Annotated in this window: 10 protein-coding genes; 3 read left to right on the top strand and 7 right to left on the bottom strand. The window is 58.3% G+C overall.

Annotation, left to right across the window (positions count from 1 at the left end; genetic code table 11):
* Positions 1-173: 173 nt before the first annotated feature.
* From napC to napF, 7 genes are read right to left on the bottom strand one after another with little or no spacing between them, the layout of a single operon-like run.
* Positions 174-776: a cytochrome c-type protein NapC gene (napC, locus tag HX778_RS00510; RefSeq protein ID WP_176981049.1), complete on the bottom strand. Its 603-nt coding sequence runs from the start codon at positions 774-776 to the stop codon at positions 174-176.
* 3 nt (positions 777-779) lie between these two features.
* Positions 780-1229, bottom strand: a complete 450-nt coding sequence (gene napB / locus HX778_RS00505; protein ID WP_038480379.1) for a nitrate reductase cytochrome c-type subunit — start codon at positions 1227-1229, stop codon at positions 780-782.
* Positions 1226-2089 carry a quinol dehydrogenase ferredoxin subunit NapH gene (napH, locus tag HX778_RS00500; protein WP_176981048.1) on the bottom strand — a complete coding sequence of 288 codons (864 nt, stop codon included), beginning with the start codon at positions 2087-2089 and terminating at the stop codon, positions 1226-1228. Before napH ends, napB begins: the two co-directional genes overlap by 4 nt.
* Complete coding sequence (gene napG / locus HX778_RS00495) at positions 2076-2771, bottom strand: ferredoxin-type protein NapG (RefSeq protein WP_176981047.1); 696 nt, start codon at positions 2769-2771, stop codon at positions 2076-2078. The genes napH and napG overlap by 14 nt, the downstream gene beginning before the upstream one ends.
* Before the next feature lie 6 nt (positions 2772-2777).
* Positions 2778-5264 carry a nitrate reductase catalytic subunit NapA gene (gene napA / locus HX778_RS00490; protein ID WP_176981046.1) on the bottom strand — a complete coding sequence of 829 codons (2487 nt, stop codon included), beginning with the start codon at positions 5262-5264 and terminating at the stop codon, positions 2778-2780.
* Positions 5261-5524 carry a chaperone NapD gene (gene napD / locus HX778_RS00485; protein ID WP_038480369.1) on the bottom strand — a complete coding sequence of 88 codons (264 nt, stop codon included), beginning with the start codon at positions 5522-5524 and terminating at the stop codon, positions 5261-5263. Before napD ends, napA begins: the two co-directional genes overlap by 4 nt.
* Positions 5514-6005: a ferredoxin-type protein NapF gene (gene napF / locus HX778_RS00480; RefSeq protein WP_038480366.1), complete on the bottom strand. Its 492-nt coding sequence runs from the start codon at positions 6003-6005 to the stop codon at positions 5514-5516. The genes napD and napF overlap by 11 nt, the downstream gene beginning before the upstream one ends.
* 351 nt (positions 6006-6356) lie before the next feature.
* On the opposite strand from napF, the gene narQ reads away from it, so the two are divergent.
* From narQ to acrD, 3 genes are all read left to right on the top strand, one after another.
* Entirely contained in the window at positions 6357-8066 is a 1710-nt protein-coding gene (gene narQ, locus HX778_RS00475) for a nitrate/nitrite two-component system sensor histidine kinase NarQ (RefSeq protein WP_176981045.1), read from the top strand.
* A 19-nt stretch (positions 8067-8085) separates the two neighbouring features.
* Positions 8086-8727 carry a nitrate/nitrite response regulator protein NarP gene (narP, locus tag HX778_RS00470; RefSeq protein WP_038480360.1) on the top strand — a complete coding sequence of 214 codons (642 nt, stop codon included), beginning with the start codon at positions 8086-8088 and terminating at the stop codon, positions 8725-8727.
* A 153-nt stretch (positions 8728-8880) separates the two neighbouring features.
* On the top strand, positions 8881-11991 hold the full coding sequence (acrD, locus tag HX778_RS00465) for a multidrug efflux RND transporter permease AcrD (RefSeq protein WP_176981044.1): 3111 nt from the start codon (positions 8881-8883) through the stop codon (positions 11989-11991).
* Positions 11992-12030: the final 39 nt, after the last annotated feature.

Below are 12030 nucleotides of genomic sequence, written 5' to 3'. Positions count from 1 at the left end.
GCCGGGAACAAGGGCGTAGCGGTGAGACCTGAAGCGACTGTTAGTTTCCGTTTGGCTGCAAATTCAAAGCGAGTCGTTTACCGGTGCGGTGACTGCATATAAAACAGGACAGAAAGTGAACGGGACCTTAGCCGATCCTTCATAAGCAAGCCTCACCAGGCCCCCTGGCTCGATCAAAATCCCGCCTCAACCTCTCTCATATCCGGCAGCTTATGCGCTATCCCCTTATGGCAATCAATGCAGGTTTTACCGTCTTTGATCGCTTCATCATGCATTTTGGCGGCCACGGTTTTCTGTGCCGTAAAATCCATATAGTCGAAGTTGTGGCAGTTTCGACACTCCTGCGAGTTGTTATTCTTCATGCGTCGCCACTCGTTTTGCGCCATCGCCAGGCGGTGATCGTCGAACTTCTGCGGCGTGTCTATCAGGCCAAAAGCTTTGGCGTACAGCTCTTTGCTGGCCTGAATTTTACGGATCATTTTCGGCACCCACTCATGCGGCACATGGCAGTCCGGGCAGGTGGCGCGCACGCCGCTGCGGTTGTTATAATGCACCGTGCCCATGTACTCTTCATACACGTTGTTGCGCATTTCGTGGCAGCCGATACAGAACTCTTCGCGGTTGGACATTTCCATGCCGGTGTTGAAACCGCCCCAGAAAATTATCCCGGCGGCAAAGCCGATAAGCAGCAAGGTGCCGAGCGCCAACCGGCTTGGCCTGCGCCACCACTGCCACATGCGCTTAATCACGCCGGGTTTACGAGTTGATTTATCCATAACTTATTTCCCAAACCCTTTGGATGGAGTGAAGGTATTTTCAACAATCGGCGCGGCGTCCGCCTGCGGCACATGGCACTGCAGGCAGAAATAGCGGCGCGGAGCCACGTTCGACAGAACTTTACCGTCGCTGTCTAAAAAGTGCGTTGGGCTGACGCGCGGCGCGCCCGTGGCGCGATAGCTTTCAACGCCGTGACACTGCAGGCAGCGGTTGCTGGTCGTCGTGACCTGGTAGCCGTCCACGCTGTGCGGGATCATCGGCGGCTGGTTAACGTAGTTCAGCGCCATACGCTCCTGCTGCTTCGGCATACGCACCGCGCCTTCCGGCGTGCCAGAAACTTCCGGCGACTGGTTAAGATCTACGCCGTTTGCCGCCCAAAGCGCGCCGCTGACGACCAGAGTTAATGCCGCTCCCCATTGAAATAACGCCTTTGTCAGGCCATGGCTTTTCATGATTTAGCTCCCGAGCTCCATCGTGTTGTTATTTTGAAAACATCCTCCGGGCAGATGTCGATGCAGCGACCGCAGTTCAGGCAGTCGCGGCTCGTGACCCGCGCCGGGCTGTGCTTATCCAGTACCGGCGCGCGCAGCACCTGCGGCTCCGGGCAAACGTGAAAACAATCCATACAGCGGGTGCAGCGCTCCCGCCCATCGGTGCTAACTTCAAGAGCACCTTTGCTGCTGACTGCGCCATAGAGCGCCCCAAGCGGGCAGAGATGGCCGCACCAGCCGTGTTCAACCAGCAATAAATCGAAGAGAAACAGCGCAACCAGCAGCCAGATTCCGGTTCCAAAGCCGAATATCAGCCCTCGCCCCATCAGTGAAACAGGATTCACCCATTCCCAGAGAAGCGTGCCGGTCAGCGCGCTGCCCGCCAGCACCATCAACAGCAGCAGGTAGCGCAGCCAGCGCGGCAGCGAAGCCGAAGCGTTGAAGCCCGTTTTTCGCCTCAGCCAGGCAGCCAGATCCGTTAACGGATTGAGTGGACAGACCCATCCGCAAAACATCCTTTTGCCCAGCAGCGCGTACCCGGCCACCACAATTCCTGCTCCAATTAGCGCCAAAGCTGAAGGCAAGTGGCCGCCCAGCAGGCTTTGCAGCACCAGCAGAGGATCGCTCAGCGGCACCGTGTCCAGCAGCAGGCTGCCGCTGTAATTGCCATGCAAAACCCACACGCCGAAAAGCGGACCGCAGAGAAATAAACTTAAAACCAACGCCTGCGAAAAACGGCGCATCAGCAGCCATTTTCGGCTATGCCACCAGCCCTTTTTCGCTGCGGCATCGTGCCCTGCATCCTGCTTATGATTTGCCATCGGTCGCCTCCAGCCAGCCAAAACGGTAATGCTTGCCTAACTCCCCTTTTGCCAGCGAGCCTGGCAGCACTTTGATTGCCGCCAGGTCCAGCACGCAGGCCTGCTCACACTTGCCGCAGCCGGTGCAGGCATCGCTGTGTACCGTCGGCAAGAAGCGGGCGTGTTTGCCGGTACGAAGGTTGCGCTCCATCTCAAGGGTGATGGCCCGGTCGATAGACGGACAAACGCGATAGCAGACGTCGCAGCGCAGCCCCTGATAGTTCAGGCAGTTTTCATGATCCAGCAGAACCGCCAGCCCCATTCGCGCGTCGTCGATCGAGGCGATATCCGCGTCCAGCGCGCCGCTTGGGCACACTTTGGCGCACGGCACGTCTTCGCACATTTCACAGGGCACATCCCGCGCAACAAAGTACGGCGTGCCCGCCGCAAGCCCGGAAGCAAGCGTGGCCAGCTTCAGGGTGTCGTAGGGGCAGGCCTGCACGCACTGCCCGCAGCGAATACAGGCGCGTGAAAATGCCTCTTCATCCAGCGCGCCCGGCGGACGCAGCCGCACGCCCTGCGCTCTGGAAGTTTGCTGCTGCAATCCCAGAACCACGGCGACGGCCGTCAGCCCTGCCGCAGCTCGCGCAACATCACGCAAAAAGCGGCGGCGTGCCGGTTGAGTTTTGTCGGCGCGGGACATTGCGCGTTACACCTTCGCCAGCTTCACGGCGCACTTCTTGAAATCCGCCTCTTTAGAAAGCGGATCTGTGGCGTCGAGCGTCAGGTTGTTCACCAGCTGCGCGGCGTCGAAGAACGGCATGTAAACCAGGCCCCGAGGCGGTTTGTTACGGCCACGAGTTTCGACAATAGAAATCACTTCGCCACGGCGAGAGATCACTTTCACTTTGTCACCGCGGCGCAGGCCACGCTCCTGCGCATCCAGCGGATGAATAAACGTTACGGCTTCCGGGAAAGCACGATGCAGCTCCGGCACGCGGCGCGTCATGCTGCCGGTATGCCAGTGCTCAAGGACTCGCCCGGTAGAGAGCCACAGGTCGTATTCTTGATCCGGCGCTTCCGCCGCCGGCTCGAACGGCAGCGCAAAGATCACCGCTTTCCCGTCCGGCTTGCCGTAAAACTTGTAGCCTTCCCCGGCCTTAACGTAAGGATCGTGGCCTTCGCTGTAGCGCCACTGGGTTTCTTTCCCGTCCACCACCGGCCAGCGCAAACCCCGCGCTTTGTGGTAGTCATCAAACGGGGCGAGATCGTGCCCGTGCCCGCGTCCAAAGCTGGCGTATTCTTCGAACAGGCCTTTTTGCAGGTAGAAGCCCAGCTCGCGAGACTCGTCGTTTAGCTGCCGATCTGTCAGTTCAGTCAGCGGGAACTTGCGAACCGCGTCGCTGGCAAACAGCACGTCGAACAGAGTCTTGCCCCGGTACTCAGGTTTCTTATCGATAAGGTCGGCAGGCCAGACATCTTCTACCTTGAAGCGTTTTGCGAAGGTCACCAGCTGCCAGAGATCGGACTTGGCCTCACCCGGCGCGCTAACCTGCTGGCGCCAGAACTGCGTGCGGCGTTCGGCGTTACCGTAGGCGCCCTCTTTTTCCACCCACATGGCGGTCGGCAGGATCAGGTCGGCCGTCAGCGCGCTGATGGTCGGATAAGGATCGGAGACGATGATGAAGTTGCGCGGATCGCGCCAGCCCGGCATACGCTCTTCGTTAATGTTTGGCCCGGCCTGCATGTTGTTGTTGCACATCACCCAGTAAACGTTGAGCTTGCCGTCCTTCAGCGCCCGGTCCTGGGCAATCGCATGCAGCCCGACTTTGGCTGGAATAGTCCCGGCCGGCAGCTGCCACGTTTTTTCGACAATTTCACGATGCTTTTCGTTGGTGACGACCATATCTGCCGGCAAACGGTGGGCGAATGTCCCCACCTCGCGCGCGGTGCCGCACGCAGACGGCTGCCCGGTCAGAGAGAAAGGCCCGCAGCCCGGCTGGGAGATTTTCCCGGTCAGCAGGTGCAGGTTATAAACCAGGTTGTTAGCCCACACGCCGCGCGTGTGCTGGTTAAAGCCCATCGTCCAGTAGGAAATTACTTTCTTGTTCGGGTCGGCATAAAGCTTCGCCAGCGCCTCAAGCTGATCTTTTGGCACCCCGCTCATCTCAGCGGTTTTCTCCAGCGTGTATTCCGCGACGAACGCCTTGTACTCGTCGAAGCTCATCGGCTCAGAGGCATCCGACCCCGGATTCTTCGCGGCTTTCTCCAGCGGATGGGTCGGACGCAGGCCGTAGCCAATATCCGTGACGCCCCGGTGCAGGTTAACGTGCTGTTTGAAGAACGACTCGTTAACCGCGTTGTTCTGGATAATGTAGTTGGCGATGTAGTTCAGAATGACCAGGTCGCTTTGCGGCGTAAACACCATGCCGTTGTCCGCCAGCTCAAAGCTGCGGTGCTGGAAGGTGGAGAGCACCGCCACATTGACGTTCTCGTCAGACAGACGGCGGTTAGTGATGCGCGACCAGAGGATCGGGTGCATTTCCGCCATGTTGGAGCCCCAAAGCACGAAGGCGTCCGCCTGCTCGATATCGTCATAGCAGCCCATCGGCTCGTCCATGCCGAAGGTGCGCATAAAGCCCACCACCGCCGACGCCATGCAGTGACGCGCGTTCGGGTCGATGTTGTTAGAGCGGAAGCCCGCTTTGAAAAGCTTCGCGGCGGCGTAGCCTTCCCAGACCGTCCACTGGCCGGAGCCGAACATGCCGATGCCGTCCGGGCCTTTCTCTTTCAGGCTGGCCTTGAATTTTTCTTCCATCACGTCGAAGGCTTTATCCCAACTGACCGGCTGGAATTCACCTTCTTTGTGGTACTGCCCCTCTTTCATGCGCAGCAGCGGCTGGGTCAGACGATCTTTTCCGTACATAATTTTTGGCAGGAAGTAGCCTTTAATGCAGTTCAGACCGCGGTTCACCGGCGCTTCCGGGTCCCCCTGACTGGCGACTACGCGACCGTTTTGGGTGCCCACCAGCACGCCACAGCCCGTACCGCAGAAGCGGCAGGGGGCTTTGTCCCATTTGATGGCATCCTGCTTGCCCACCACCGCACGAGCCACGCCCGGTACGCTTAGGCCCGCCGCCGCGGCAGCTGCGGCAACGGCATTCGCTTTCATAAAGCTACGACGACTGAGTTTCATGGTGCTTCCTCACCTTGTTCATTCTGCTGGTGGTAAACCAGCGACACCGCCAGCACGCCAGAGATATTGCGTGCCCGCTCAATTTGTTCGAGCAGCGTGCTGCTCTCGGCTGCCTCGATAACCACCGCAAGCTTGCCGCTGTCGGTATCGTCGACCGCAACCTCGCTGCCCGGCAGGGCATTAATCGCGCTGCGAACGGCAGCAACGTGTTCAGGTTTGGCCTGAACCACCAGGCCGCATACGTGCCAGTCAGTGTGCATCTTGTGGCCTCAGGGTTATGGCTGACGTCGGGCACCCGGCAACGCAGGCGCCGCAGCCGTGACAGGCAGACGAAGAAATCTGTGGACGGGAAACGCCCTCAAGAGTGGGTAAAAAACGAATCGCCCGCGGCTCGCAGGCATCTTCACAGCTGCGGCATTCCACCTGATGCAAGGCAAGGCAGGTTTCGGCCAGCTGTAAGGTCAGTGCCCAGGGTTTGGAGGATTGCGGCGCAAAAAGCTGCTCAGGGCAGGCTTCAGCACACGCGTAGCAGAAAGTGCATTCGCCCGGGCTGAAGTCGATTTCAGGGTAGCCGCCCTGCCCACGGCGAAGCACCCGACTTTGACAGACGGTAATGCAGGTATCGCAGCGCGTGCAGTCCAGCAGAAAATGCGTTTCATCGCCGCTCCAGGGAGGACGAATTACAGGGGTAAGGCTGTGCCAGCCACCGGTCAGCAGGCCGCGACGGGTCAGTTTAGCCATTGGGCAGATCCTTGCTCAAAATACCCGGTCGGGTCACCTCCGGGTAAAAACGTTCTTCTTTTTATCCGCGTATTTACTGCGGTTTTTTACCGTGTTTAAGGTATGTGACGGAGGGTTACAAAAGCATCCCCCTAAAGGGGTAAATGCCGTTGTCGGATCAAAGAGGCGGCGAGTCAGGCGCAATAAGTCGCACCCCGTTAGATGTAAGAAGGGCGTTATAATGTGGCAAAGCGTGCGTTAAATGAGACGCCATTTTTAGCGCCAGAGCGAAAAAGTCGCCGCCAGGCGTTTGCCTGTAAGGCAGATTCTGGTAGGTTTCGCCCACCATATGCTTTAAGGGGTTATTACGCAGTGACAGTCAAACGCTCGGTCTCCACCAGCCTCGCCCGCGCTTTCTTTTCGATTGTCCTGCTGTCGTTGCTCTCCACCGGCATCGCGATGCTGACGCTCGCCAGCAGCCTGAAGGATGCGGAAGCGGTCAATATTGCGGGCTCGCTGCGCATGCAGAGCTACCGTCTTGGCTACGATCTGCAGGGTGACCCCAAAGCTATTGCGGCACATTTGCAGCAGTACCAGCAGTCGCTGGATTCCCCCACGTTGCAGCAGCTCAACCGCTTTTGGGTGCCCGACGAGGTTAAGACGCGCTATAACTCGCTGCAGGATGCCTGGCAGCAAATGCAAAAGCACATTCAGAACGAAGATACCGACTGGTACCGCTACAACATCGCCGCCTACGTGGAACAAATCGACCTGTTTGTGCTGGCGCTGCAACACTATGCCGAGCGAAAAATGATGCAGGTTGTCGCGGCTTCGGTTATCGGTTTTATGGCAATTTTCACCCTCATGTTTTTCACCTTACGCCGTATTCGCCAGCAGGTGGTCGCGCCTCTGAATACGATGGTCGAAGCCAGTCAGGCCATTGAGCGCGGTGAGTTCAGGCTACCGACGCTCGACCGCTCCTTGCCCAACGAGCTGGGTTCGCTGGCGCAGGCTTTTATCCGCATGGCGGACGAGTTGCAAAAACTCTATCGTTCTTTAGAGCAGCAGGTTGAGCAAAAAACCCTGCGCCTGCAGGAAGCGAACCGCATGCTCGAGGTGCTTTACAGCTGCTCTCAGGCGCTGAACGTCAGTACCATCAACCGCGATTGCTTCGTGCAGATTTTGAAAATAATTCACCAGCACGAGGCGGTCAGCGCGCTGGAAATGCAGGTCGGAGAAAACTGGTGCCTGACAGAGGGCTCTCCGGCGGCAGACGAAAAATGGCATGCCCTGCCGCTGGTTCAGCAGGACAGCGCGCTCGGGACGCTGCGCTGGCAGTCTCAGGGTGAAGAGCCCTCCCCTCAGTTGATGAAAAGCGTTGCCACCATGCTGGGGCGAGGCGTTTACTTTAATCAGGCGCAGAAGCACTACCAGCAGTTGCTGCTGATGGAAGAGCGAGCCACCATTGCCCGGGAACTGCACGACTCGCTGGCTCAGGTGCTCTCTTATCTTCGCATCCAGCTCACGCTGCTAAAGCGCGCGGTGCCGGAAGACAATCTGCCCGCTCAGCGGATTGTCGGGGATTTTTCCCAGGCCTTAAATGACGCCTACCGCCAGCTACGCGAGCTGCTCACCACCTTCCGCCTGACGCTGCAGCAGGCAGATTTGCCTGCCGCGCTACAGGAACTGCTTGAACCACTGCGCGAGCAAACCCGGGCAGAAATTAGCCTGAAGTGCAGCATGCCGACCCAGGCTTTGGATGCTTCCCAGCAAATACACCTGCTGCAAATCATTCGTGAAGCGTCGCTAAACGCCATTAAACACGCGAATGCGGGCCGCATTGAGATCGTTTGCCGCTCGACGGCAGGCGGCGAGCATTACGCTTCGGTGTTTGATAACGGCCACGGCATTGCCAGTCTGGAAGAGCCCGAGGGGCATTACGGGCTGAATATCATGCACGAGCGCGCGGGCCGCCTTGGCGGGGAACTAACAATATCTCGTCCGCCGCAGGGCGGAACGCTTGTGGAGGTTCATTTCACCTCCACTCCCCCGGCGGATGCCGGCGGCCATAACAATAATTAGCTTTATTCAGGAGTTAGCAATGTCAGAAAAAACGGTATACCAGGTTTTAATCGTCGACGATCATCCGCTGATGCGGCGCGGGATCCGCCAGCTTCTTGAGCTGGACGACACTTTTTCCGTCGTGGGAGAAGCCAGCGGCGGCGCAGAAGCCATCAGTTTAGCTAACCGGCTCGCACCAGACCTCATTCTGCTTGACCTGAATATGAAAGGGCTGAGCGGCCTTGATACGCTCAACGCCCTGCGCCGGGACGGCATTAGCGCGCGGGTGGTGATCCTCACCGTTTCCGACGCCCGCAGCGATATCTTTACGCTGATTGATGCCGGGGCCGATGGCTACCTGCTGAAAGACAGCGATCCGGACGTTTTGCTGCAGGAAATTCATCACTGCCTGAAGGGTGAAAAGGCGTTCAGCGAGCAGGTTCGCGAGTATCTGAATAACCGCGGCAGCGAGCGGCAGAGTAGCGATCCCTTTGCTATCCTCACCGAGCGCGAGCTGGACGTGTTGTCTGAGGTGGCTCGCGGCCTGTCGAACAAGCAAATCGCCAGCGGCCTGCATATTTCCGAAGAGACGGTAAAAGTGCATATTCGCAACCTGCTTCGTAAGCTGCAGGTCAGGTCTCGCGTTGCGGCCACCGTACTTTTTTTGGAAAATAAGAGTTAAATCGACCCAATAAAAGGTACGGTTACAAATCCTGCCAATTACAAAGCTTATTTACACGATCTCCTAAATTTCTCCACGTTTGACTACGCGGTTAAAGCTACAGTGATGCGGTTATTGATAACAATTAGAAGCTTTTAAAGGGGTCCTGACCGCATGGCGAATTTTTTCATATCTCGCCCCATTTTTGCCTGGGTACTGGCAATTTTACTTTGCCTGACCGGGGCATTGGCTATTTTTTCGCTGCCCGTTGAGCAATATCCCGACCTCGCGCCGCCAAACGTGAGGATCACCGCGAACTATCCTGGCGCCTCCGCCCAAACCCTGGAGAATACGGTTACCCAGGTCATAGAACAAAGCATGACCGGCCTGGACAATATGATGTACATGTCCTCCCAGAGCAGCAGCGCCGGTCAGGCCACCATCACCCTGAGCTTTAAGGCCGGGACCGACCCGGACTCTGCGGTCCAGCAGGTGCAAAACCAGCTGCAGTCAGCGGTGCGAAAATTACCGCAGGATGTGCAGACTCAGGGCGTTACGGTGAATAAAACCGGTGATACCAACATCCTGATGGTGGCGTTTGTGTCCACCGACGGCAGCATGGATAAGCAGGACATTGCCGACTACGTCGCCAGTAACGTGCAGGACCCGATGAGCCGCGTGAACGGCGTCGGCAGCGTGGATGCCTACGGCTCGCAGTATTCCATGCGCATCTGGCTGGATCCGAACAAGCTCACTAACTACCAGATGACGACCCAGGACGTGGTCACCGCCATCAAATCCCAGAATGCGCAAATTGCCGTCGGCCAGCTCGGCGGCACTCCGGCGCTGGATAAGCAGGCGCTAAACGCCACCATTAATGCCCAGTCGCTCCTGCAAACGCCGCAGCAGTTCAAAGACATTACCCTGAGGGTGAATCAGGACGGCTCGCTGGTCACCCTGGGGAATGTGGCAGACGTTGAAATGGGGGCGGAAAAATACGATTTTCTGAGCACCTATAACGGCCAGGCCGCTTCCGGGCTGGGCATTAAGCTGGCTTCCGGCGCCAACGAGATGGAAACCGACAAGCTGGCCCGCGCCAAAATTGAAGAGCTTTCGCAGTTCTTCCCACACGGCCTTGAGGCCAAAATCGCCTACGAAACCTCCCCGTTTGTGAAAGCCTCGATTACCGACGTGGTGAAAACGCTGCTGGAAGCGATTCTGCTGGTGTTCCTGGTGATGTACCTGTTCCTGCAAAACTTCCGCGCCACGCTGATCCCGACCATTGCGGTGCCGGTGGTTCTGCTCGGCACCTTCGCCGTGCTGTATGTCTTCGGCTACAGCATTAACACGCTGACGATGTTCGCCACCGTGCTGGCCATCGGCCTGCTGGTGGATGACGCCATCGTGGTGGTAGAAAACGTCGAGCGTATTATGAGCGAGGAAGGCCTCTCCCCTCGGGAGGCAACCCGCAAATCGATGGGCCAAATCCAGGGCGCGCTGGTTGGCATCGCCATGGTGCTGTCCGCCGTGTTTGTGCCGATGGCCTTCTTCGGCGGCACCACTGGCGCAATTTACCGCCAGTTCTCGGTCACGATTGTTGCCGCCATGGTGCTGTCGGTGCTGGTCGCGATGATCCTCACGCCAGCCCTGTGCGCCACGATCCTCAAGCCGCTGCACAAAGGCGAGCATCACGGCCAGAAAGGCTTCTTCGGCTGGTTTAACCGCACCTTTAACCGCAGCGCCGAACGCTATGAAAATGGCGTGGCCAGAATTCTCGCCCGCAGCGTGCGCTGGATGTTGATTTATGTCCTGCTGCTCGGCGGCATGGTGTTCCTGTTCCTCAAGCTGCCAACTTCGTTCCTCCCGCAGGAAGACCGGGGCGTGTTCACCACCTCCGTGCAGCTTCCCAGCGGAGCAACCCAGCAGCAGACCACAAAAGTGGTGCAGCAGGTTGAGCGCTATTACCTGACCGAAGAGAAAGACAACGTCGTTTCGGTATTCTCGACCATCGGCGCGGGCCCCGGTGGGAACGGGCAAAACGTCGCCCGGATGTTTATCCGCCTGAAGGACTGGGACGAGCGCAGCGTGGACGGCAGCTCGTTCGCGATTATCGAACGGGCGACCAAAGCCTTTAATAAGATTAAGGAAGCACGAGTCATTGCCAGCAGCCCGCCAGCGATTAACGGCCTGGGCAACGCAGCTGGTTTTGATATGGAGCTGCAGGATCACGCCGGTGCCGGGCACGACGCGTTAATGCAGGCGCGTGACCAGCTGCTGGAAATGGCCAGTAGTGACCCACAGCTCACCCGCGTGCGCCACAACGGCCTGGACGACAGCCCGCAGCTGCAAATCGATATCGACCAGCGTAAAGCCCAGGCACTTGGCGTCTCTATTGACGATATCAACAGCACCCTGCAAACCGCCTGGGGCTCAAGCTACGTGAACGACTTTATGGATCGCGGGCGCGTGAAAAAGGTATATGTCCAGGCTGCGGCCAAATACCGCATGCTGCCGGACGACATCAACAGCTGGTACGTGCGCAATAAAACCGGCGGCATGGTGCCTTTCTCCGCCTTTGCTACCTCCCGCTGGGAAACGGGCTCACCTCGCCTTGAGCGCTACAACGGCTATTCCGCGCTGGAAATTGTGGGGGAAGCCGCGCCGGGATTAAGTACCGGCACCGCCATGGACATCATGGAACAGCTGGTGAGCAAGCTGCCAAACGGCTTTGGTCTCGAGTGGACGGGCATGTCCTACCAGGAACGCCTCTCCGGCGCGCAGGCCCCTGCCCTGTATGCTATCTCGCTACTGGTGGTGTTCCTGTGCCTTGCCGCGCTGTATGAGAGCTGGTCGGTGCCGTTCTCCGTCATGCTCGTCGTTCCGCTTGGGGTGATCGGCGCCCTGCTCGCCACCTGGATGCGCGGCCTGGAGAACGACGTTTATTTCCAGGTCGGGCTGCTGACGGTGATTGGGCTTTCGGCGAAGAACGCCATTCTGATCGTCGAATTTGCCAATGACCTGAACGCCAAAGGCCAGGACCTGGTCGCCGCCACGCTTGAGGCCTGCCGCCAGCGCCTGCGCCCTATTTTGATGACTTCACTGGCGTTTATTTTCGGCGTGCTGCCGATGGCGACCAGCACCGGAGCGGGCTCCGGCAGCCAGCATGCGGTAGGCACGGGCGTCATGGGCGGGATGATCTCCGCCACCGTGCTGGCCATCTTCTTTGTGCCGCTGTTCTTTGTGCTGGTGCGCAGACGCTTCCCGCTGAAAGAGCATCACGACTAAGCGCCGCAGATCTTCGGCCACAAAAAAGGCGACCTCTAA

The sequence above is a fragment of the Cedecea sp. P7760 genome, from assembly GCF_013386425.1.
Classification (GTDB): Bacteria; Pseudomonadota; Gammaproteobacteria; order Enterobacterales; family Enterobacteriaceae; genus Cedecea; species Cedecea selenatireducens.
Note: the sequence above shows the minus strand (reverse complement) of the source record. Positions and strands in the feature narration are given on the sequence as shown.

Bases quoted from the DNA above. Each gene is read 5' to 3' on its own strand.
- napC (WP_176981049.1), bottom strand. From the start codon at position 776: ATGGATAAATCAACTCGTAAACCCGGCGTGATTAAGCGCATGTGGCAG.
- napB (WP_038480379.1), bottom strand. From the start codon at position 1,229: ATGAAAAGCCATGGCCTGACAAAGGCGTTATTTCAATGGGGAGCGGCA.
- napH (WP_176981048.1), bottom strand. From the start codon at position 2,089: ATGGCAAATCATAAGCAGGATGCAGGGCACGATGCCGCAGCGAAAAAG.
- napG (WP_176981047.1), bottom strand. From the start codon at position 2,771: ATGTCCCGCGCCGACAAAACTCAACCGGCACGCCGCCGCTTTTTGCGT.
- napA (WP_176981046.1), bottom strand. From the start codon at position 5,264: ATGAAACTCAGTCGTCGTAGCTTTATGAAAGCGAATGCCGTTGCCGCA.
- napD (WP_038480369.1), bottom strand. From the start codon at position 5,524: ATGCACACTGACTGGCACGTATGCGGCCTGGTGGTTCAGGCCAAACCT.
- napF (WP_038480366.1), bottom strand. From the start codon at position 6,005: ATGGCTAAACTGACCCGTCGCGGCCTGCTGACCGGTGGCTGGCACAGC.
- narP (WP_038480360.1), top strand. From the start codon at position 8,086: ATGTCAGAAAAAACGGTATACCAGGTTTTAATCGTCGACGATCATCCG.
- acrD (WP_176981044.1), top strand. From the start codon at position 8,881: ATGGCGAATTTTTTCATATCTCGCCCCATTTTTGCCTGGGTACTGGCA.